The sequence below is a fragment of the Paenibacillus sp. EKM301P genome, from assembly GCF_011800295.1.
Taxonomy (GTDB): Bacteria; Bacillota; Bacilli; order Paenibacillales; family Paenibacillaceae; genus Paenibacillus; species Paenibacillus polymyxa.
Map to the genome: position 1 here is coordinate 249,709 of NZ_JAALFM010000003.1, position 22,168 is coordinate 271,876.

Annotated in this window: 21 protein-coding genes and 1 riboswitch; of the genes, 1 reads left to right on the forward strand and 20 read right to left on the reverse strand. The window is 50.3% G+C overall.

Annotated elements, in window-relative coordinates; all coding sequences use genetic code 11:
• Positions 1–4: 4 nt before the first annotated feature.
• From HFD99_RS09335 to HFD99_RS09365, 7 genes are all read right to left on the reverse strand, one after another.
• The gene (locus HFD99_RS09335) at positions 5–682 is read right to left on the reverse strand and encodes an amino acid ABC transporter permease (RefSeq protein ID WP_025366053.1); all 678 of its coding nucleotides are present in this window, start codon (positions 680–682) and stop codon (positions 5–7) included.
• Positions 663–1,328, reverse strand: coding sequence for an amino acid ABC transporter permease (locus HFD99_RS09340; protein ID WP_016822815.1), 666 nt, complete (start codon positions 1,326–1,328; stop codon positions 663–665). The genes HFD99_RS09335 and HFD99_RS09340 overlap by 20 nt, the downstream gene beginning before the upstream one ends.
• A gap of 219 nt (positions 1,329–1,547) precedes the next feature.
• Positions 1,548–2,996, reverse strand: a complete 1,449-nt coding sequence (locus tag HFD99_RS09345; protein WP_019688861.1) for a SulP family inorganic anion transporter — start codon at positions 2,994–2,996, stop codon at positions 1,548–1,550.
• A gap of 272 nt (positions 2,997–3,268) precedes the next feature.
• Positions 3,269–3,841 (reverse strand): hypothetical protein, encoded by a 573-nt coding sequence (locus HFD99_RS09350; RefSeq protein WP_016822810.1) that lies wholly within the window; start codon positions 3,839–3,841, stop codon positions 3,269–3,271.
• Positions 3,842–3,864: 23 nt separating this feature from the next.
• Positions 3,865–5,535 carry an ABC1 kinase family protein gene (locus tag HFD99_RS09355; protein ID WP_025366054.1) on the reverse strand — a complete coding sequence of 557 codons (1,671 nt, stop codon included), beginning with the start codon at positions 5,533–5,535 and terminating at the stop codon, positions 3,865–3,867.
• Position 5,536: 1 nt separating this feature from the next.
• A complete protein-coding gene (locus HFD99_RS09360; RefSeq protein ID WP_016822808.1) occupies positions 5,537–5,896 on the reverse strand; it encodes a phasin family protein in 360 nt (119 codons plus the stop codon).
• Positions 5,897–5,999: 103 nt separating this feature from the next.
• Positions 6,000–6,638 (reverse strand): ThuA domain-containing protein, encoded by a 639-nt coding sequence (locus tag HFD99_RS09365; RefSeq protein ID WP_016822807.1) that lies wholly within the window; start codon positions 6,636–6,638, stop codon positions 6,000–6,002.
• A gap of 430 nt (positions 6,639–7,068) precedes the next feature.
• On the opposite strand from HFD99_RS09365, the gene HFD99_RS09370 reads away from it, so the two are divergent.
• Positions 7,069–7,518 carry an AbrB/MazE/SpoVT family DNA-binding domain-containing protein gene (locus HFD99_RS09370; protein WP_016822806.1) on the forward strand — a complete coding sequence of 150 codons (450 nt, stop codon included), beginning with the start codon at positions 7,069–7,071 and terminating at the stop codon, positions 7,516–7,518.
• A gap of 107 nt (positions 7,519–7,625) precedes the next feature.
• Here HFD99_RS09370 and HFD99_RS09375 read toward each other — a convergent pair whose 3' ends face one another.
• The 13 genes from HFD99_RS09375 to HFD99_RS09435 all read right to left on the reverse strand — a co-directional run bounded on the left by HFD99_RS09375 (position 7,626) and on the right by HFD99_RS09435 (position 22,148).
• Entirely contained in the window at positions 7,626–9,080 is a 1,455-nt protein-coding gene (locus HFD99_RS09375; protein ID WP_016822805.1) for a cobyrinate a,c-diamide synthase, read from the reverse strand.
• Entirely contained in the window at positions 9,073–10,161 is a 1,089-nt protein-coding gene (locus tag HFD99_RS09380; RefSeq protein ID WP_045244685.1) for a cobalt-precorrin 5A hydrolase, read from the reverse strand. The genes HFD99_RS09375 and HFD99_RS09380 overlap by 8 nt, the downstream gene beginning before the upstream one ends.
• Complete coding sequence (cobM, locus tag HFD99_RS09385; RefSeq protein ID WP_019688868.1) at positions 10,154–10,948, reverse strand: precorrin-4 C(11)-methyltransferase; 795 nt, start codon at positions 10,946–10,948, stop codon at positions 10,154–10,156. Before cobM ends, HFD99_RS09380 begins: the two co-directional genes overlap by 8 nt.
• Entirely contained in the window at positions 10,945–11,661 is a 717-nt protein-coding gene (gene cobI, locus HFD99_RS09390; protein WP_019688869.1) for a precorrin-2 C(20)-methyltransferase, read from the reverse strand. The genes cobM and cobI overlap by 4 nt, the downstream gene beginning before the upstream one ends.
• Before the next feature lie 29 nt (positions 11,662–11,690).
• Entirely contained in the window at positions 11,691–12,947 is a 1,257-nt protein-coding gene (gene cbiE / locus HFD99_RS09395) for a precorrin-6y C5,15-methyltransferase (decarboxylating) subunit CbiE (RefSeq protein WP_019688870.1), read from the reverse strand.
• On the reverse strand, positions 12,940–14,085 hold the full coding sequence (locus HFD99_RS09400) for a cobalt-precorrin-5B (C(1))-methyltransferase (RefSeq protein ID WP_090888849.1): 1,146 nt from the start codon (positions 14,083–14,085) through the stop codon (positions 12,940–12,942). Before HFD99_RS09400 ends, cbiE begins: the two co-directional genes overlap by 8 nt.
• Positions 14,086–14,159: 74 nt before the next feature.
• Entirely contained in the window at positions 14,160–14,804 is a 645-nt protein-coding gene (locus tag HFD99_RS09405) for a precorrin-8X methylmutase (protein WP_013373522.1), read from the reverse strand.
• Positions 14,805–14,969: 165 nt separating this feature from the next.
• A complete protein-coding gene (gene cobK, locus HFD99_RS09410) occupies positions 14,970–15,749 on the reverse strand; it encodes a precorrin-6A reductase (RefSeq protein WP_016822798.1) in 780 nt (259 codons plus the stop codon).
• Positions 15,746–16,825 carry a sirohydrochlorin chelatase gene (locus HFD99_RS09415; protein ID WP_025366059.1) on the reverse strand — a complete coding sequence of 360 codons (1,080 nt, stop codon included), beginning with the start codon at positions 16,823–16,825 and terminating at the stop codon, positions 15,746–15,748. Before HFD99_RS09415 ends, cobK begins: the two co-directional genes overlap by 4 nt.
• A 94-nt stretch (positions 16,826–16,919) precedes the next feature.
• Entirely contained in the window at positions 16,920–18,716 is a 1,797-nt protein-coding gene (cobJ, locus tag HFD99_RS09420) for a precorrin-3B C(17)-methyltransferase (protein WP_025366060.1), read from the reverse strand.
• Between the two features lie 309 nt (positions 18,717–19,025).
• Positions 19,026–19,211, reverse strand: a riboswitch (cobalamin riboswitch).
• Positions 19,212–19,268: 57 nt separating this feature from the next.
• Positions 19,269–19,823 carry an LOG family protein gene (locus HFD99_RS09425; RefSeq protein WP_025366062.1) on the reverse strand — a complete coding sequence of 185 codons (555 nt, stop codon included), beginning with the start codon at positions 19,821–19,823 and terminating at the stop codon, positions 19,269–19,271.
• Positions 19,824–20,022: 199 nt separating this feature from the next.
• On the reverse strand, positions 20,023–20,880 hold the full coding sequence (locus HFD99_RS09430) for a uroporphyrinogen-III synthase (RefSeq protein WP_025366063.1): 858 nt from the start codon (positions 20,878–20,880) through the stop codon (positions 20,023–20,025).
• Positions 20,881–20,981: 101 nt separating this feature from the next.
• Positions 20,982–22,148 carry a GerAB/ArcD/ProY family transporter gene (locus tag HFD99_RS09435; protein WP_025366064.1) on the reverse strand — a complete coding sequence of 389 codons (1,167 nt, stop codon included), beginning with the start codon at positions 22,146–22,148 and terminating at the stop codon, positions 20,982–20,984.
• Positions 22,149–22,168: the final 20 nt, after the last annotated feature.

Here is a 22,168-nt window from a genome sequence, read left to right on the forward strand (position 1 = left end):
CCTGCTAATTTTGCCATCTGCGTTCAAATCTTTTGGAAAGTCTGGATAACGGATAGCATACAAGAAAATACAATATAAAAATAAAGCCATACACCCAAAAGGATGCCGAAGGCGCTTTGATTACACCAAGCTCAATAATCTGCTGCCCAACCTTGACCACTTCCACTACACCGATCAGTACCACGAGTGACGTGGTTTTGATCATCCGTGTCGCCAGATTAATAGAACCCGGAAGCATTCGGCGCACCGCTTGGGGAATGAGCACATGACGGTATAATTGCCAATAGGTTAGCCCTAATGCCTGCCCGGATTCCACCTGATGCTTAGGCAGTGATTCCAGCGCACCACGTACGATGTCACCAATCTCGGCTGCTCCCCACAGACTGAATACGATAACGGCCGTTAGTTCCCCGCTAATATTCACATTCAGCAAAGGCGTAAATCCAAAATACACGACATACAACCACACTAAAATCGGAATAATGCGAAATGTCTCCAAATATAATTTCAGCACAAATCGAATCGGTCTTGATTGTAAAGTGCGGAGCAGTCCCATCAAAATGCCTAGCAGCGTACCGATAATAATGGAGAGTAATGCAATTTCCAGCGTAACCAGCAATCCCCCTAACAGACGCTCAAAATTCGAACCCTCAAAAAGCACATTAATCCCCGAACTCAGCATATCGCACCTTCCTTTCCACCCAAGTCAGCAGCATCGACAAAGGTAAAAGCAGAACGAGATATGCCAATACCAGCAGAATCAACGATTCTGTCGTTTTGTAGTACATACCGATCAGGTCCTTTGCCACATTCATCAGATCTAGTAAAGCAATGGCACCCACAATGGAAGTCTCCTTGAGAAGAAAAATTGCATTGGCTCCCAAAGACGGAATACTGATGGCAAATGCCTGCGGCAAAATAACATATCTCGCCAGTTGTATCTTGGACAGTCCGAGACTCAGCCCGGATTCCGTTTGGGTTTTACTCACGGCTTCGATTCCACCACGGAACGCCTCAGCCATATAGCCCCCGCCCAAAAAGGTCATGCCCACAATGGCACATGTCATTTCGCTCATATGCAGACCTATTTTGGTAAACCCGTAGTACAGAAAATATAACTGTACAAGCAGCGGCGTATTTCGGGAAAGCTCGATATAGGCTACAATAATTCCACTAATTCCTCTCACCCTGTAATACAGCACTATGCTACACAGCAAACCGACGACTAATGAAAACAGAATAGCAAAAAAGGCAATCTTCAACGTCAGCCACATGGCTTCTCCATATAGCGGCAAGCTTTCTACAATAAACTCCCAGTCTAAGTTCATATGTACATACCTTTCAATTTTCAATTATTCCTATGTACTTGCTATGCTTAATAACAATGATTGTATTCCTGCCCATTTATTACGTCAATACTTTGCTGAAAATTTGTCATATTTATCTATGATTAAGAAAGAAAACCGTTATTTCATTTCAGAAATAAATAAAAAAAGCCCAAAATGGATGAATTCCATTTTAGGCTTTGCTTTATGCTATACGATTCATCACACGATCGGCTCTGTAACTACAGGACCACCGAGCTTTTCTACAATTAAACGACTTTCCTCATTTAACCCTTGTAAGGTAATAGATTTACCTGCGTTTCTGTATTTTTGCAGCACCTTGCCAATGGCAGTAACCGCCGAGTGATCCCACACATGTGAATGGCTAAAGTCCACTACAACGCGCTCCGGATCATCCGAAGGTTCAAAATGATCGACAAAATGAGTCGTTGAGGCGAAAAACATCGGCCCTCTGACATGGTACACCTTTGCTTCCTGATCCTCAGTCGCACTGATACGGATTTTAGCCATTTTCCAGCCAAAATGCAGGGCACTCAACAGTACGCCTACGATCACGCCCTTGGACAAATCGTGCGTAGCCACCACGATGATGACCGTGACCACCATAATAAACGTATCTGCTTTGGGAACCTTGGCGATGTTTCGGAGCGACTTCCAATCCACGGTTCCGATACACACCATGAACATGACTCCCACCAATGCGCCCATAGGTACTTCCTTTACAACACCGCCAAGCACAAGCAGCAGAAAAGCCAAGAACACCCCCGCCGTGAAAGTGGACAGTCGTCCTCTTCCGCCTGAGCTTACATTAATGACGGATTGTCCGATCATGGCACAGCCACCCATACCCCCAAAAAAGCCATTTACAAAGTTGGCAATCCCTTGCCCACGGGCTTCCCGGTTTTTATTGCTTTTCGTTTCGGTCATTTCATCCAAAATACTGGCTGTCAGCAGTGATTCCAGCAGTCCAACCAGCGCCATCGTAAAGGAATATGGCAGCAATATCCGCAACGTGTGCCACGACCACTCAATTTGCGGCAAATGGAATGAAGGCAGCGAGCTGGTCAGCGTACCGATATCCCCTACCGTTTTGACATTCAATCCAAAAACATACGTAATAATCGTCATGATGATGATTGCTGTCAACGGGGCGGGAATGCTTTTCACAAATCTCGGTAAAATATACACAATGAGCAATGTCCCCGCTACCATCGCGTACATGATCCAATTGGCTCCATGAAAGTGGGTTAGCTGTGCCATAAAGACGAGGATCGCCAGCGCATTCACAAACCCGGTCATGACCGGCTGTGAAATAAAGCTAATAAAGCGACCAATTCTCAAAACACCCAGCAGTACCTGAATGATCCCAGCCAAAATAGTAGCTGCAAACAAATACTCCACGCCATAATCTTTGACCAAACCAACAACCACTACAGCTACAGCCCCGGTTGCTGCCGAGATCATCGCCGGACGTCCACCTGCAAAAGAAATGACAATCGCCATCGAGATGGAGGCATACAGTCCGACCATAGGGTTGACACCTGCAATGATGGAGAAGGCAATCGCCTCTGGTATCAATGCCAGCGCCACGGTCATGCCCGCAAGTATATCAGCCCGGATATTACCGAACCATTGTTGTCTAAGATTCATACTGTTTCGTTCCAGCCTCCTATATTCACAGAGAACAGCATTTTGACCCGCAACCCGATCTTGCTTTGGGCATCCGTCCAGCGGTCAAACGCTAAGGCTCTCCTATCATTCAGCTCGTCTCTCTCAAACGAACCCCTTCCGTTACATCCAGTCCATCATTATAACGCAAGGGATTCGCAGAGACGAATGAGTTAAAAGGCTGTTTACAGAATGAAAACGTCTATTTACTTGAAATAGCGCCCGTTTTCTTTATCTAATTCGTTTTCTTATATTTAAAATTTTCGTAATTGCTGCACAAGCTCTGATAGGGATTCAGCAATCTCTGAGTCCGCATAGCGCTGGAGCAAACTCTCAAAATCAGGCAGCGCTTGCTTTAGTAACCGACAGCTATAGACATAATAGCTCCAAAAAGCTACCGGATCATAGCCACGTGCTTCTTCCTCTTCCCACTCCACTTCATCATCTTCTGGAGCGCTGTCTACCGGCCATAAATATTTTTCATCTAGCAGCATAGTCAAGGATTCTACAGACTTCTGTGAGTCCGCTTGTAGATTTTCCATGTCCAATGCTTGAACAACCGTATGGTACAAATCCAACTCGCTCAGTGCGATATCCTGGGGGCTTCTCGCATGCATATTCCGCAATAAGAATAGTAGCGCCCATGGGGTAACCTGCCACAATGTACCTTGATGCTCTATCAGATCAGCGATGGCTGCATACTCCCTATTGGATATCAAATGCGGCAGGTCCGTGCCCCTACCATAAGGAGTAGTCAGGCGGTGCCACGGTACATCTGTAATTTGAAGAGTATTCATTGAGACAGTGTTCATCTTATGAGTGTCCATGACGCCTCCTTTGTTGTCGATATCTAGAATCTTCCTGATTTAAAAATTGAATATAGTAAAAAGGCAACCATCAAGAGCGCTACAACAAAACCAATTTCAATCGCAGGTACGTTCCACAGCATGGTCGCCTGGTGATTTAGCGATGAACCGATAATCAGCCCGACCATAATAATGCTGAATGCTAACAGCACAATACTGAATGACAGGCGATTGCTGATCTGATCCAGCTTGCGCAAAAGCTGTTCCAGCTCTGGTACAGTAACTTCCAGTTTAAGCTTACCCTTGCTGATAATTGAGGCCAGATGCCTCGTCTGTCTCGGCAGTTCCATCAGCGTCTCCATCAGCTCGGTTGCACTCCCCAACAGCTTGCCCCGAATACGGCGACCGCTGAAGCGTTCCTTCAGCAGCTTATTGCCAAAAGGCTCGGCCAAAGCAATAATGCTGAGATCAGGGTCCAGATGCTCTACGACCCCTTCCAGTGTCAGCAGCGCCTTGCCCAGCAGCAGGACGTCTGATGGCAAACCAATCCGATGGCGCTGTGCTGCGCCAAACAGGTCGTTCAAGGCATCGCCAATGCTGACCTGTGAGAAAGGAACGTCCGCGTAATCTTCGCGTATTTTGTCCAGATCGGCTCGCAGTGCATTCAGGTCAGTATCCGGATCGACCAGCCCTAGTCGTTCGATGGCGCGAACCATAGCATCGGTATTTTTGCGCATCAGGGCGATCATGAGAGAAGCGAGATGATTCTTCATTTCTTCGCTTAGCCTTCCCGCCATGCCAAAGTCCAGATAAGCGAGGCTTCCATTATTCAGGACGAGCAAATTCCCCGGATGGGGATCGGCATGAAAAAAGCCCTCTATAAAAATTTGATGCAGCATGCTGTTGACCAGCCGCTGCGCCAGTTCTTTCAAGTTATAACCACGGCGCAATAACTCTTCACGACTCCCTAAGTGAGTTCCGTCCAGAAACTCCATGGTCAATATACGTGAGGAAGTATGGTCCCAGTATATTTTCGGAATATAGATATGTGGGTCCTGCTCAAACTGGAGCGCAATCTTTTCCGTGTTACGAGCTTCATGGTTGTAATCCAGCTCCTGAATGAGCGATCTCCCCAGCTCTTCCACCATCTGGCGAAGCTGATAACGCTCCACCCATTCCCAGCGCTTGGCTGCCATTGCGGTCAGTTCCCGTAAAATGTCCAAATCCCGCCGGATGATGCGATTAACGCCTGGACGCTGGATTTTAATCGCGACCATTTCGCCGCTGTGCAGCTTGCCCAGATGCACTTGCCCGATCGAAGCAGCCGCCAGCGGATCATCGTCAAAACGAACCAGTATGTCCTCTAATGACGTATCCAGCTCCTGTTCCAGAATGCCACGCGCCGTGTCAGGCGAAAAAGGCGGTACCTGATCCTGGAGCTTAACCAGTTCGCGAATAATAGGCTCTGGCAGCAGGTCAGCACGTGTACTTGCCAACTGTCCAAGCTTGATGAATGCAGGCCCCAGGTCCTCCAGCACAAGCCGAATCCGTTCACCTAAGGTTTTGGACTCGGGGGTTTCTCTCGTTAGCCACTTGCGGGGCAGGGATAGCAGCTGGAACAGTCCCATTTCTTCCACCATATAGCCAAAGCCATGACGCGCCAGCGCCATGGCAATTTCCCGGTAACGACCGGCGTGCTTCATGCGAACGGCCATTTTAATCCAACCGGTTCGCTTCTTCAGCGTCACTCGAACCCGTAAGCGCCGCCTTTTCTTTTTCCAGCTCCGCTACCTTTTTTTCCAACAATGCCACACGCTGCTCCAAACTTGTGACATCATTTTCGGTAGGTACTTCCAGCTCCTGCAAAATGCGGCTAACCTGCTCACGGATCATGGTTTTGAATTGTCCCTGCTCCTCTGCTCCCCGTTCGATCAGACGATCGACCAGCGCTTTGGATTCCGAGGGCGCAAGTTCTCCACGGTTTACAAGATCCTCGACGGCTTTCTCCACCTTTTCTTTGCTGACAACGGTGAGGCCCCACCCCAATGAGATGGCTTTTTTGAACAAATCGCTCATAATATATCCTCCCCTACCTGTGATTACCTATAGTATAACCTGAAAAGGGGAGCCGCATAAAGTTCGCAGCTCCCCCCACAATGGTTGGAATGAATGATTATACTTAACCTGGAAAGCGTCCGGCCCACTTAGCAGCCTGAAGCAGTAGCTTACGGTATCCCTCGTGCTGGAAACTTGGCTGATTATGTCCAGGCATCAGGTAGACGACTCTGCCCAAGCCATAGGACAATGACCATGCAGCTGGCCACCACTGACCTTCATACTCGTATTCCATTAACAGTGTTTTTTCAGTGAATGGATCAAAATCAAAACGATACGGCTCCTCTTGAATCTCGAACGGCTCGATTCCTTCCATAATCGGATGATCCGGCTCTGTTACCTTGAAGGAAAGCTGCTCCGCTGACGGATGCCGCAGGAAACGCGCTCCCATGAGCTGTGCAATTTCATAACGTCCTTGCAATGTGATTCCGTTATGCAGCACAAGCAGTCCACCTCCGCCGCTGACGTAGGACAGCAGTCCTGCTGTTTGTTGAGGAGACAGAACCTCCTTACGGCTATCACAATACGAGATGCATAGATCAAATGAAGCTAGATTTTCCTTGAGCAGCATTTTACGATTCTCACTGCATTGAACCGTCATCCAATCTTGTAAAATATGACTAATCTCTTCGTCCACCCCTTGTAGCGGGTGAAACTCCGGATATGAATAATCTCCTAGCAGCAATGCTTTTCTTTTTTCCATCATAAATCCTCCTTGCCTGACTTGTATATAAGGACTTTAAAGGCGGGTCCCGTACCAACGGTCTCTTGTTTGTGGGGTCAAAACGCTCTGAAAAAATCCTTTGGCCCTCATCTATTTCCCATAACACCGCCATCGTTGTCCAAGCTACGGCATATATAAATAATTCTACAGACGGCCTATTAAATCCTTTAGCAGAAGATTATAGCATATATGTTCGCTCGGAATAAACTAATTATAAATTTATAAACATGAACGCTGGCGATTCCGCCCGTTTATGGTATACTCGTAAGAAAAAAAGTGCGTCCATGCATGAATAGCAATGAAGGGCCGCTTTTCGTAAGAAATCTATGCTTGCGGTTATAGAATTGATAAGAATTGCCTCAAAGCTTATACATTCTATAAATCTTAAAACACTGGGGAGGTTGCATGAATGAAAAGGACTGGAATGACCCGGCCCTTGGACAGCTTGGGACGAATTGTGCTTCCTAAAGAGTTGCGCATGACGATGGAGATTGACATCGGCGATCCATTAGAGTTTTTTATTGAAGACCAAACACTCATGCTCCGTAAGTACAAATCAACTAATTGTATATTTTGCGGTTCGGTTGATACCAACACCTATTTTAAAGATCAGTTTATCTGCGATGCATGTGCCACCTCGATGAAAACGGAAGATTTACTTCCGGTCACAGCGACTGAAACCCAGTCACCTCCACTGAAGCAAAATATGCATATGAAAAAGATTTATCAGCGCACGGATGTTATTTTGGAGAAAATGAGAGAGCTTATGGAAGAACATCCAGCATCTTCACAAAAACAACTCGCTTCCATGCTTGGCGTGAGTCAGGGAAGGATTTCCCAACTGAAAAAGCTCATGTAGGCGAATCGCCCAAAAAAACAATGTATACGCTTCCATGTTATGTAAGATTTAATTCTCTTTATATTTAGAACAGCCGGACCCTTATAGGGACCCGGCTTTTTTGTGTTTTAGTCGTAAGCTCGGCATTTTTCAACCCAGCGTGCTGCTGCCTTGGGTAGAGAAGCGAGATGAATGTGTGTGTAGGCTGCCAAGAGGTTCCCTTTGGCATAACCTTCACTCTGGAGTCCGCGCATCCCCTTGGTTTGATAGGCAAAGGGATAGGGGGCGGCAGATTCATCATAGCTCATGACCGAATAATGAAATTCATGTCCCCGAATCGTCTCTCCAGCCTCCAGCAGCAAGCAATCTTGCAATGCGGTTGCTTCCCGGTATCCCAATGCAGCCCGCTTCTCCTGCATGCGAACGTCCGAAGGGATCACCCCGGCCATGTGGTGGGCGTGACCCGCCCGATCCGTAAGTGTCCGGGCCAGTATCATATAACCACCGCACTCGGCGAATACAGGCATATCCCGGCTCACTGCGTTGCGGATATCTTGCAGAAAGCCCGTATTGGCAGCGATATCTGCCGCAAACTCCTCGGGAAAGCCGCCGCCCAGATATAGGCCGTTGGCGTGCTCAGGGACGCGTTCTCCCGCCAGCGGACTAAAATAGACAATCTCTGCTCCCGCTTGGCGCAGCAAATCCATATTTTCGGGGTAGTAGAAATTGAACGCCGCATCTCTGGCGACAGCAATGATGGGACGTTCCCCAGTCTCGACTTCATGTCCTGCTGTGGGAGGCTGATCTGGAGGAAATAATGGGTGCTCGGGTAGGCTGAGCGGCGGAGCCGAATCCGCCAATGCCCGCAGTGCATCCAGATCCGTACCCGCGCGAATCAGCTCTGCCGCCCGTTGGAAGAGCGGCTCCAGCTCGCCGCGTTCTACAGCAGGCACCAACCCCAGATGACGCTCGGGAATATCCAGTCCGTCATCGCGCTTTAACCAACCGAGCACAGGAATGCCGCATTCCTGCTCGATCGCCTTTTTGACAATGCCGTAATGCCCCTGGCTACCGCAGCGATTCACGATTACGCCTACAATGCGCAGCTTGGGCTCCAAGCGCTGAAAGCCGAGCACAATAGCGGCCGCGCTGCGTGCCATGCTGCGCACGTCGACGACCAGCAATACCGGGCTATCCGTCAGCATGGCAATTTCGGCAGTCGAGCCAATATTGCTGAGCGGGTCCTTGCCGTCATATAGCCCCATGACGCCTTCAATCACGGAGATATCTGCGCCTTCAGATGCGCGGATAAAGGTTTCACGCACCGTATCCGGCGAGGTCATCCAGGAATCGAGATTACGGGAAGGCGTTCCGGTCGCGGCCGTATGATAGGTCGGATCAATATAATCCGGACCGCACTTAAATCCCTGCACTCGCAGGCCGCTGTCGGCGAACGCCTTCATCAGCCCGAGAGTCACAGTCGTTTTGCCCGCGCCGCTGCCCGTACCGGCGACAACGATACGACTTCTGCGTGCCGTGGCAGACGAGTCTAGCTGTATAGCCTGATTCATATCGTCAGTCATAGGAAACCCGCGCTACAGACAACGTCATATTTCCGCTTTTTTTCTTCTCCAGCAGCCAATGATCTGCACCGGAAGACAACAGGGCTGATGGTTCGCTGACCCCATAGGCGCCAGTGTATTTGAAGACAGTTTCCGATGGATTGGGAAGCTGCACCATGTTCAGCTCTGACGGAGTGTACGTCACCAGCTCCCAGCCGTATTTGGCGCAGAGGGCGAGCAAGCCCTCTTCATCCTTTTTCAGATCAATCGTAGCAATATTCCGTACGCTTTTTACAGACAAACGCAGCTCTTGCAAGGTGTTCAGCACCCCAGCTTCCAGCTCCTCCAATGCAGTTCCCCGATTGCAGCCAATGCCAAGCACCAAGCTTTTAGGACGATACAGCACGCCATTAGAAAGAAACCTCTCCTCTTCCTCAGGCTCTAACAAACGGTCACTTACGACCAACGCGGCGTTGAACGGTTCTTGTGCCGCTTCCGCCATTGAGGCATATACCTTGATATGTGCAGGTACTGGCTTGTCATAACGCCACCAGTTCCGTTCGCCTGTCTCTTGTATGAGTACAACGGGCTCCTCGTTCACAACAGCGGCGCTCACAGGCGTGGCCTTATCGAAGCTATCGACCACCCAACCCAATTCCCGCCCCAACATATCCACTGGAATCGTGCCCTGCACGTCCGATGCAGTCGTGATTACCGCACGTGCCCCCAGTACAGCGGCTACATGACGGGTCAATTCATTTGCACCGCCCAAATGCCCAGACAGTACGCTAATGACATGTTCTCCGCGATCATCAATGACGACCACGGCTGGGTCTACCTTTTTATCCACCAAAATCGGTGCAATCATACGAACCACCGCACCGAGGGAAATAAATAAAATAATACCGTTATATTGTTTGAATAAATCCGGCAAAATCAGTTTGACCGAACCTTCGAACAATTGAATGCCACGCTCCTGCTCGTCTCCACGCTCAAACTTGGACATGTAATACACATCCGTACCCGGAAAGCTGGCTCCCAAATTGCGGACCATCTCGACTCCATGCTTCGTGATCGCCACAGCGGCAAATGGATTACTCACCAGGCTTCACTCCCTTTCGGTAGCCGTGGGTGAACGACTTGTCATATAACTTGGAACGATGTGCGTCCTTGTCCACCAACCCCGGGTCGAGCGCCCAGCCTGCCAAAATCATGGCATGCATCGTTATGCCCGCTGCGCGCAGATCGGTTGGTAATTGGGCAAGCGTCGTGCGCACGATTTTTTGGTCCGGCCAAGTTGCGCGCTGCACAACGGCTACAGGCGTGTCTTCGCTCCAGCCAGCCGCCAAAAATTCAACGACTACCTTCTTCGCCAGCGTTGCACTGAGGAACAGCGCCACTGTACAGTGATGGGATGCCAGATCACGCAGCTTTTCACGATCCGGTACAGGTGTACGGCCTTCGGCACGCGTCAGAATGACCGTCTGCGTCAAGTCAGGCACGGTTAGCTCTGCACCCAGCACGGCCGCAGAAGCAAAGACCGAGCTGACGCCCGGTACGATTTCGTAGGCTACTCCGCGCTGCTTCAGCAGCACCATTTGCTCCAAAATCGCACCGTATACTGCCGGATCACCTGTATGTACACGGGCTACACTGCGCCCAGCCTGCACAGCCTCGCTCATAATCTCGACCTGCCGCTCCAAATCCATGCCTGAGCTTTGCAGTACCTGTGCCTCCGGCTTAGCCGTAGCAATCAGCTCATTGTTCACTAGTGAATCCGTGTACAACACCACATCTGCCGTACGTAGAATCCGGGAGCCTTTGACCGTAATCAACTCCGGGTCACCAGGGCCTGCTCCTACGATATATACCTTTGGCTCCAACGTCATTTGCTCACCACCATTAAACTCAAATATTCAAGCTCCTGTCCGCGCAGCTCACGGGCGTTGTGCCATACCATTTCATAAGGAGACGTAACTTTGGTAATGACAGAGGCACGATCGCCAAGATTGAGCTCGTCCAGCACATCCAAAATCAAATCCAGTACCTTGGCGACCTTGATAAATACGACTGTATCGTGATTCTCAATGGCCCGCTTCATCGCTGCCCGATCCTCCGTAGCCGGAATAATACCTACCTGTTGGTCTCCGTCTGCCAAAGGCAATTCCAGCGCTGCCGCTGCTCCCAATACAGAAGAGATGCCCGGAATAGATACAATCGGCACCTCGGGATGAAGATCCTTCATAAGACGCGCCAAGTGAATAAAGGTACTGTACAGATTAGGGTCTCCCTCTGTGACAAAGGCTACATCCTTGCCCTGACTCAGAGCTTCCCAGCAAGCAACTACCGTTTTGTTCCACTCCCGCTCCAGTACAACCGGGTCTTTGGTCATTGGAAAAATGAGTCCCAACATCTCCTTTTCCTCCGGGTTAACGTATAATTCCACAATCTCGTGAGCATACGATTTGCCTCCCCGGCGCTTCTTCGGATATGCCACAACTTCACATTCCTGAATCATTCGGTACGCCTTGACCGTGATCAGCTCGGGATCACCCGGCCCCACGCCTACGCCGTAAAGTGTTCCTACTGCCGCCGTATTCATGCTGTCTCTCCCCCTCTTGATTTACCAGCTTACTCCTCTGCTGCTCCGTCAGCCACGTCTACCGGCGGCTGTCCTGTAATAACATATATCGGATTGAGTCCGTCAAAACGAGTCATATTCAAAATCGGCTTGCTACGCGCTGTTTGCAGTAACGTCACCGAGGTTTCGAGTCCTGCGGCTTGCATCGCCTTCATACCGTCATGTAGCGTCTCAATGGTTGCAGCATTCACTACAATTCGCCCATCCTTACGCAGACGGGAAGCGCACAGACGAATCAGTTCTGCCAGTTCTCCTCCACTCCCTCCGATAAACACGGCATCCGGGTCTGGCAGCTCGTCCAATCCGGCAGGTGCTTTGGCATGGATCACTGGAAAATCAGTGCGGAATTTGACCTTGTTCGCTTCCACATTGGCCAGATCGCCTTCATTCTTCTCAATGGCAAACACTTGCCCGTACTTGGCCAGCCGCGCACATTCCACAGCAACAGAACCGGAGCCTGCGCCGATGTCCCATACGATGCTTCGCTCGGTCAATCGCAGCTCGGACAAGCTAAATACGCGCACTTCACGCTTCGTGATCAGCCCTTTTTCCGGCTTGCGCTGGTGAAATTCCGCATCCTCGAAGCCAAATCCCCGGCGAATCGCTGGCATGTCTTCTCCCTTACGGCGGCGCAAAACAACCACGTTCAGGGGTTGGAAGGTTCCCTGCGCCATCTCTTCCAGCGTATAATGCCGATACGTCTCATCTGGTCCTCCCAAATGCTCGCCGACAAAGGCATCATATTCCGTCATGCCAAAATGCAGCAGATAAGCGGCAACCGCGGCGGGATGATTGCGGTCATCCGTCAGCAGCGCGATCTTGTTCTGTCCATCGATCCGCTGCGCCAGTCCGGTCATCGGACGACCATGCACACTTTCCAGCACCGCATCCTGCCAGCTTTCACCGAGACGTGCAAACGCCAGTTGAACCGAACTGAGATGGGGTAAAATATCCAAGTGTTCAGCCCCCAGCTTGGCAGACAAATAACCTGCAATTCCAAAAAAAAGCGGATCGCCTGACGCAAGCACGACAATATCCTTGTGCTCACGCAACCGTCCCAATTCTTCCACCACGGCGGATAAGCCGCTCTTTAATGTTCGTTTTTCTCCTGCGGCTGCCTCGAAAAAGGCTAGCTGGCGCTCACCACCAACCAGCAGGTCGGCACGCTCGATTTGTTCCAGCGTCTCCTGCGACAGACCTGCCGCTCCATTTTCACCGATACCAATGACACGAATTACTCTACTCACCGACTCTCGCCCTCCCCAGCACGTTCCCTTTCAGCGTTACCAGTACCATTTCCACGGTGATTCCACCACCTGCATGCTCCAGACAATGCTGACACCCATAGGTACATAACTTTTCAAAAAAGCTCAGCGCATTCGCTTCGGTCATCATATCCGCCACCTGCGTAGCTGTATTCGCCTCAGCTACTGCCGTTGCAAGCGACTCGTCCACACCTGCCTCACGCGCAACCTGGGCCAGAAATCCAAAATCCACCGGAGCGCTCTTGGAGTGAACCATCATGACACCCTGAGCAACCTTCGACAGCTTGCCGGGCATACCGACGAGAATAATCTTCTTCATTCCCAATCGTTTGCCATGCTTGACTGCAAAGCCGACAAAGTCGCCCATCTGAATAAAGGCTTCTTCCGTCAGCTGATCGTACATTTGCATTGCATATTTTTCACTGCTGCCGCCTGTGGTCAGGACAATTTCCTCGCAGTTCATCGCTTGTGCAACCGATATAGCCTGCACCACGCTGGCTTTATAAGCAGACGTGGAGAACGGAACGACTACACCGCGTGTGCCCAGTATGGAAATACCGCCAAGAATGCCAAGTCGCCCGTTCAGCGTTTTCTTGGCGATTTCCTCGCCGTCCGGCACACTGATGACGACACGGACACCCTTGGCCGATCCGTGCTCCTCAAGCACGCCAGATACGGCCTCCGTAATCATCCGGCGCGGCACCGGATTGATCGCGGCTTGTCCGACAGGCACAGGCAGACCGGGCTTCGTTACCCGCCCGACGCCGACGCCGCCGTCCAGCTCAATACCCGGCTCCTCACGCCAGCTAACAGAGGCGCTAATTCTCGCCTGATGCGTGGCATCCGGGTCATCGCCACCGTCCTTGATCGTCGTGCAGGAAGCTTCGTCCGCATCCAACACAGGCTCGATCAGTTCAAATGCATGATCGAAGCCCGCGGGCAGCGATATCACCGCTTCCTTCGGCGCTATGCCCGTAATGAGCAGTTGTACCGCTCCTTTGGCTACTGCAGCCGCACAGGCCCCCGTCGTAAAGCCTGACCGCATCGGCTTGTCCGGCGCGGGAGCTTCACCACTTTTCATCCGTTTGGGCCTGTCGGCGGACGCCGCTTCCTTTTCCATGCCAATTCCTCCTTAACCTCTTCTGCTGATCATGCTCTAATTCATTTCATGATACAGCAAACGGACAACCGCATCTAGCGGACAGCCATTAAGGAGATTGCATTCAATGCTGCTACGACAATCGTGCTGCCGCCCTTGCGTCCAATATTCGTAATGAACGGAATATCCAGCTTGCGTAGCTCGTCCTTGGATTCTGCCGCCGATACAAAACCTACGGGCATACCAATCACTAGTCCAGGCTTAGCCGCTCCTTCTTTCACCAGACGAATCAGCTCCAGCAACGCTGTCGGCGCATTACCAATCGCATAGATTCCACCTTCGCCCGCCTGAATCGCTTTGCGCATCGAAATAATGGCACGTGTCGTGTTCAGCCTTTTGGCTTCTTCCATCACGTCCGGGTCAGATATGTACACATGAACATCCCCGCCAAATTGACGGATGCGATCCTTGCTCAACCCCGCCTGAATCATCTGCACATCTGCCACCACCGGCTGTCCTGCGCGAATAGCTGCAATTCCGGCTTCAATGGCTTTTGGATGAAATACCATGCTGCGGCCCAACTCAAAATCAGCAGATGCATGAATGACACGCTGTACGACAGGATATTGTTCAGCTGTAAATGGATGCTCTCCCAATTCTTCTGTGATCATTGCGAAGCTTTTACCCTCAATCTCCTGCGGCTGTACCGTTAGCGGTTTAAAGTCTGTTTTAAAGTCCATGGTATCGACCCACTCCCTTATGGAAAATTAGTTTAGGAAAAATAACTGCTCGTGTATTAAAACAACAGATATTTCTATTAAAACACGCATTTTAAGATGACTATATTTTAGATACATGCCAGCAGTCGTTATGGATTAACTGAACCCGTAGGGACTTGAACCAACTCAAATGGAAATCTTCCCTGTTGCTGTGCGCAATGTATCAATTACTCCGTCGAAATGATCAAATACCGTACCAAACTCTACTTCCGGTCTGGAAATCAAAATGACGTGAATACCCAGATCCAGAGCAGATTGAACCTTCTCATCCACTGCTCCCGTGCGTCCGCTTTCCTTGGTGACCATCACGGTTGTACCAAAGTGCTTGTACAATGCTTCGTTCATCTCACGGGAAAAGGGCCCCTGCATGGCAATAATATTTTTTTGCTCCATCCCCAGTTCGCCGCATTTCTCCATATTGTCGAGGCGCGGCAACATACGTGCAACCAGACGAATCTCCGGGTCTCCGAGTAGATGCTTGGTGAATGTGCCGAGCGTCTTACTGCCCGTCGTAAGCATGACAGAGCCTTTGAGTTGCTTAGCAATTAATGCGGCCTCTTCATAAGAAGACACAATATGGAGCAATGGATGATTGTCATACACCAGTCCCGTCCGCTCGTAGCGAATATAAGGAACTCCAGACTCGCGAGCAGCTGTCATCGCATTCGCATGTGCTTCTTCTGCAAAAGGATGACTGGCATCAACAACGGCCTGTATCCCCTTCTCCCGAATCATTGCACCCATTTCATTGGCTGTCATTCGGCCTGTACGTACGTCCAGCCCTGCTTCGGACAAGCTGGCCGCCGCGCTTTCGGTTACGACCGAAGTTAATACGTTAAAGCCGGTGTCACGGATTTGCAGCGCCAATTCCCTTGCATCGCTCGTTCCGCATAGCATAAAAATCATGAGCCATTCACCTGCCCGGTTACGTTCACTACAGACGGCGCATGTGAATGATCGTGATCATGGTCATTATGGCTGTGAGCATGGACATGCGCATGATCGTGAGCGTGGCTGTGTGTATGGTGCTCGTGATGGTGATCATGCTCATGTGCATGATGGTGGTGATGGTGATGGTCATGATCATGGTCGTGATGGTGATCGTGGTCATGGTCGTGATCATGGTCGTGGTGATGATGGTGATGCTCCTGCGCTTCCAGACGGAACTGGCAGTTATCGCAATTAGCCGTAACCTTACCGAACAAGCCTTCGTTAGCTCGCTCCAGCACCAGCTCAACCAATTGAGGATGGAAACCAAAATATCCGCCCATTTCTACTTGTAAAGCCGGGTGAGCCTCAGCAAATTCCTGAGTCATTTCTTCGATGCGCTTAATCAGCACACCCGTGAACAGAAAATACGGAAGCACGATAATCTTTTTGGCCCCCATTCGCACACAACGCTCTAGGCCATCGGGAAAAGAAGGCTGCGTCACACCGATAAAGCTGCTTTCTACCCACGTATAAGAAAGCTTCTCCCACAGCATACGAGTGATTTTGAAAAAGTCACTGTTCGCGTCTGGATCGCTGCTTCCGCGTCCTAATACAAGTACCGCTGTTTCTTCGTCAGATACCTGGGCAGATGTCTCGACAGCGCTATTCATTCCCGCTGGAACTGCGACTGGACGAGCCTCCTTCAAGCGGTCCAGCAATATACTAACGATTTTTTCGTGAACGCCAATCGGACGTCCGTATACAAATTCCAACTGCGGGTATTTTGCCTTTGCCCGGTCGATTGCCTTCGGAATATCAATTTTGGCATGCACTGCTGCGAACAAAATAATCGGAATAAAAACGACACGTGTCGCCCCTTTGTCCATACACGCCTGTACTCCTTCGGCAATACTTGGGCGTGCCAACTCCAGAAAACAGGTTTCTACACACGTACCTGGCGCCCGATCTGCCACCGCTTGCGCAAATTCCAGTAGTTCCTGATTACCCTCTGGGTCCCGACTTCCATGTCCAACCAACAATATTGCATCCACTGCTGTGTTTTCCTCCTCATTGATAGGGATAGCCTACATGACGCCCTATTTTATATATGTGCTTGTATCCTGTTCATCAAGCCTACCAACCCACTTAATCACCACAAACTGCGTTCACTTCTACTGTTGCTGGTGCATCTTCATGCCGGAAACCGGCAACGATGCCTACACGTTTGAAGAATTTATGAAAACGCTCGTTCGGATGCCCTTTTTCCTTATATTCAGCGATAATGTTCTCCACGATATCCGTAATCTGATCACCCGGAATCCCTTCCGCTACGGGCTGAGCGGCATGAGCATTTCGGCCAAATTTTTTGCCACCAAGGAAAAGATCGTATCCTCCCTTGCGATAGACGATGCCGATATCCTCCAGCACCGCTCCATAGCAAGCCATGCCGCATCCATTCAAAGCAATACTCGTTTCCTTGGGTGCCTGTAATCCGCCAAGTACAACCTGTAGATGCTCAGCCACAGGCACCGCATCATCTTTCTCCATATTGCAGAAGTCGCAGGCCTTCACCTTAAACACATCGCCGATCGGCATGACAATGAATCGTTCATCCCGAAGCCGTCCGACCAGTTCCTCGGGGTCTGCGCACGGCACGCGCAGCACGATCTGATGATCTGGCGTGTATTCCAGCTCGCCATCATCACCCGCTACCTCGGCGAGCAATGCCATCTGCCGAGCAGTGAACTTCTTGTTTCCCACGCCAGGGGAAACCCCCACCTCAAACAGCGCAGGCTTGCCAAAGCCGCCTGACGCCTTCCCAGTCGTAGCCACCGTTGCTGTTCCGACGGCGCTCTGGGCGGCAGGCGCTTGCCCGCTCCAGCGAGCATTGGCTTCGCCCGGCAGCTTGCCGCCGACAGCTAGGCGGCTTAGTGCCTCTGCTGCCAGCGATGCTGGAGCCGCTCCGGTTGGCTTCGCGGGCGCAGCCTGCACGGTAGCCATCGCTTGCGGGCGTGCCTGCGTGGCAACCGCAGCGCTGCTCGCGGAAGGCTCGGGAGACGCAGTCAGAGCTCCACCTCCCTGCGGTGTATCCAGCGCGCGATCCTCTTGCGCGCCCAGCGACCACGGCTCCGCTTCCGTGCGAAGCCGCTGATGCGGTTTGAGCACTTGCTCGGTCGCGTCCAGCGTGTATTTGCGCTGATAGCCGCGCGGAGTCACGATTAACCCGTCATACACTGTCGTCGAGGAATTGCCGATGATTACGGTCGTCAGCATCCCGATATCATGGTTAAGCATATCTTCCAGCGTCGTTACAATAACCTGCTGACGTTCACGATAAGCACTCTTCACCAGTCCAACTGGAGTTTGCGGATCACGGTAACGGAGCAAAATGGACTGCGTCTCCACAATCTGGCGGGTACGTCGACCACTGCGCGGATTGTATAAGGCAATCACAAAATCAGCCGAAGCCGCAGCTTCTACACGCTTCACGATCGTTTCCCACGGGGTCAGATGATCACTCAGACTGATTGTGCAAGCATCATGCATAACCGGCGCTCCCAACAACGAAGCACAGGATTGAATAGCCGAGATCCCCGGCACAACTTCTACCTCAACCCCGTCCTCGCGACGCCAGCCTTTTTGCATCAGCACTTCGTACACCAGCCCTGCCATGCCATAGACCCCAGCATCTCCACTAGAAATGACGGCTACCTTCTTACCCATCTCTGCTTGGCGAACCGCCTCCTGCGCACGGCTCACTTCTTCTGTCATCCCTGTGCGTACAATCTCCTGTCCGTTCAACAACGGACGGATCAAATCAACGTAGGTATTGTAGCCGATAATGACCTCACTTTCGGCCAGCGCATCCAACGCCCGTTTTGTGATATGTTCCATATCTCCTGGTCCAAATCCAATCACCAGCAATTTTCCTAATGGGCTCATCGTGCTCCTCCTATCATCCTTTTCAGGGCAGCTATACTATCTATTTCAATAATTTGTGGCATCCTTTAACTCAAAAAAAACCCATCCTGCCCGGATGGGGTTCCTATGTACGTATCTCTCTTACCAGACGAAACAGCGTAAGAAGACAGTTCTTGCCTTCCTCCTATCTGCCGTTGTTTTCCATCTGTTTTGTTTACGCTTCAAACGCTGCTGCACGTTCATATCCACGCAAACCTGTAACCAACATGGAAAAAGCAACGTGTGCCTGATTTCCTGATTTCGTACACCCATCCTCTCCGCGAAGGTTAACGGTGCATACAGATCAAGGTAGGTCTCCTGGCTTGGCATCAACGGATTCTCTCGTCTTCCCCGTTTTGTACGAGTGACCATTTAAAAGAACCCTCTTCCTTACAGTGGCGGGACCGCTCGGGACTTGCACCCGATTCCCTGTTACCCTTTGCTCAACCGCAAAGGCACCTTGTCTGTCCGCTATTTGATTATGGGTCTTATCATAACCTTGCCTCAATCAGTTGTGCAAGCACGAAAAAAGCTTTATTTCAAGTTATCTGCTTTATTTTTCAACATATGCAGCAGTTCATCCGGGTCCGCAGATATACTCAGTAGCGCTGGATGATCAGCTCCGGTAAACCCTTCCTGCACGCTATGACGTACCATTTCTACCAACGGGTCAAAATATCCATTCACATTCAGCAGCCCAATGGGCTTGCGATGTATACCGATTTGCGCCCAGCACAATACCTCGAACAGCTCCTCAAAGGTTCCCAAGCCTCCCGGAAGGGCTATAAACGCATCGGCCATCTCGCTCATCGCCGCTTTACGTTCATGCATGCTTGCTACCTCAATAAACTCGGTAACTCCCCGATGAATGATCTCTGCATCGAATAACAGGGTGGGCATAATGCCGGTGACCTGACCGTCACCCGCCAACAGTCCATCCGCCACCTTACCCATCAGCCCTCTGCTGGAGCCACCATAAATTAAACGGATATGCTGGCGAGCCATAGCTTCACCCAGCTTGCCTGCCGCCTCAACATATACCAATGAATGTCCAGGTCTGGACCCTGCAAATACACAAATAGAATTCATAAATGTCTCAGCTCCTGTCCTCAATATCATGCATCGAAACTTATTCATTATATTAGATAAATATTTTCGCTATAACAAAAAACTTTGCGATGCATGTCCAACAAAAAAAGATAAAGACCTCGTAGGCCCTTATCTCTATTTTACTCTGTATTAGTAAATATAAGTTCATTTTTAGCTTACTGCATTTATCAGTTCTAGCTCATTTCAAATGACCGTTCACGCTCTTCAGACCACAGCCATGCACCGAATCGCTATGTTCGAAATATTTGCCCAGCTCCACCATCATCGCACCCATGCGCTCTTCAGTTGGAAATACGACTCGTTCAATCCCTTCTTCCAAAATGGATTGTGCAGTCACCTTGCCTACCGATACAGCAATGACATCTTCACGAAAGGCTTCCAGTAAATCCTCCATTCGATTTTGCTTTCTGGCATATTGGGCCAAAAATCGAATTTGCGGACCACTCGTGAACGTAACGGCATCAATCGTACGGTTTATAACATCATCTAGTAGCGCCTGCAATTTTGCTTCTTCAGGTGGGATATGCTTATAAGGAAGTACTTGGCGGGTCACTGCGCCTTGCTCATCCAGCCACTCTACCAACCGGGGGGCCGGGTCTCCATGCAGTTGCAACAGTACTTCCTTCCCCTTCAGATCATATGGGGCAAAAGCCCGTGTCAATCCGATCAAACTTCCGTCCTCGTCCCGTACTGCTGGCGTAAAGCCACGCTTTTTGAGTCCATTGACCGTCTTGTAGCCCCGTGCTGCAACGTTGGAGGATTGCAGCAACTCTATAATCTGCTCGGCCACGCCCATATCCTCTGCCATATCGAACAGAGCATCCAGTCCCATACCTGTCGTGAAGATGTACCAGTCCGGAGGGTTCTTCACCCACGATACAACAGCGTTGCGCAGCTCGATATCATCCAGAAAAACAGTCCCCTGGGCCGGGCGTTCTACTGGCTCGCCCCCCATCTTCATAACTAGCAACGCCATTTCTTCTGCTTTACGGGGACCGGCAAGAGCGACTCTCTTACCTGCCATGCGTTGTGCCATGCTGTTGCCTCCCTTGTAGATGTCGTATTTCTTTCTACCAAGTATACAATCAGAGAGGCAAAAGACAAATAAGAATTACTTTTTCGATAAATACAGTAATCTTATAAGTGGGCGTGTCCTGTTTCGCTTTCCTGCTGGCTTTCCTGCTGACCTTCTTTCTGATCACTTCTATCCCTCTCCCTGCCAGATGATGAATCATCATCACCTCTCCCTTTAAATTTGGGTCGGAGCAACATCCACAGCAAGAAGGGCATGAATACAAAAAAGATGACCATCACCGCAGTCCATTCCCGGCTGAAATCATAAATTTGTACGATGTTGGAGAACAACATAAACGAACAGACATAACCTAACAAACCTATGGGCCAAACCATCAGGCTCCCCCAGACATGGGCAAACATACGCTTTACCGCCAAACTGGTAACGTACAGATCAACTCCAATCTTCGTAAGAAAGGCTGGTACGGTCAATGCCGACACGAACAAGTCGAACCGATCCAGAAAGTCCGTTAGCTGCAACTGACGCACCAGTTCATACGATGGATAAAACAGTCGTGACAAGATAGGAACTCCAATCACCAACTCCGACAGCAACACCAGCATGATTATAATAGCGGTTCCGAGTAAATGCCCCAACCACGCACTACGCCCATTATAGCTCTTCCCAGAAATCACAAAGGGAACGATCATGATATCGGCCATATATCCGAGCATGCGCCAGCTCCCCTTGATCACTCCATCTACCTCCGGATGTAAATAGGGTCTCAGCATCGAAAAATCCATATTACCTCCAAAAAAAAGCGGCATAGTCAACAGTGTCACAATCAACAATGGCACAAAAATCTCGGTCATATTGACAAGGGTACTTATTCCACCTTTAACCATAAATGCCATAGTCAATAGCACAATAAGAGATACGACCACAATTGGAGTCAGCGGCAAAAGAACCACCTCCACCAAATCGGTAATAATCCTCAAATCCCGCGCAAAAATGATCAGAAATAAAATAAAGTAAATTGCAAGCAGCACACGCCCCGACACAGGGTGAGAGCTTACCATCGCCTCCATCAGATCCTGATCAGGGAAACGCCGCTTGAGTTTCAACATCGCCCAGATCGGCAAGCAGAGCACGATGGCTGCAATTATACAGGTCCAGTAGGCATGCTGATTCGCGTGATCTGCTGCCTGCGCCGGAGCATGTATAAGGGTAATACCGACCTCCATCAATACACTAAACAGCACAATTTGTCTGGTTGTGAACTGTTTCATGCAGGTACATCCTCCTTTTG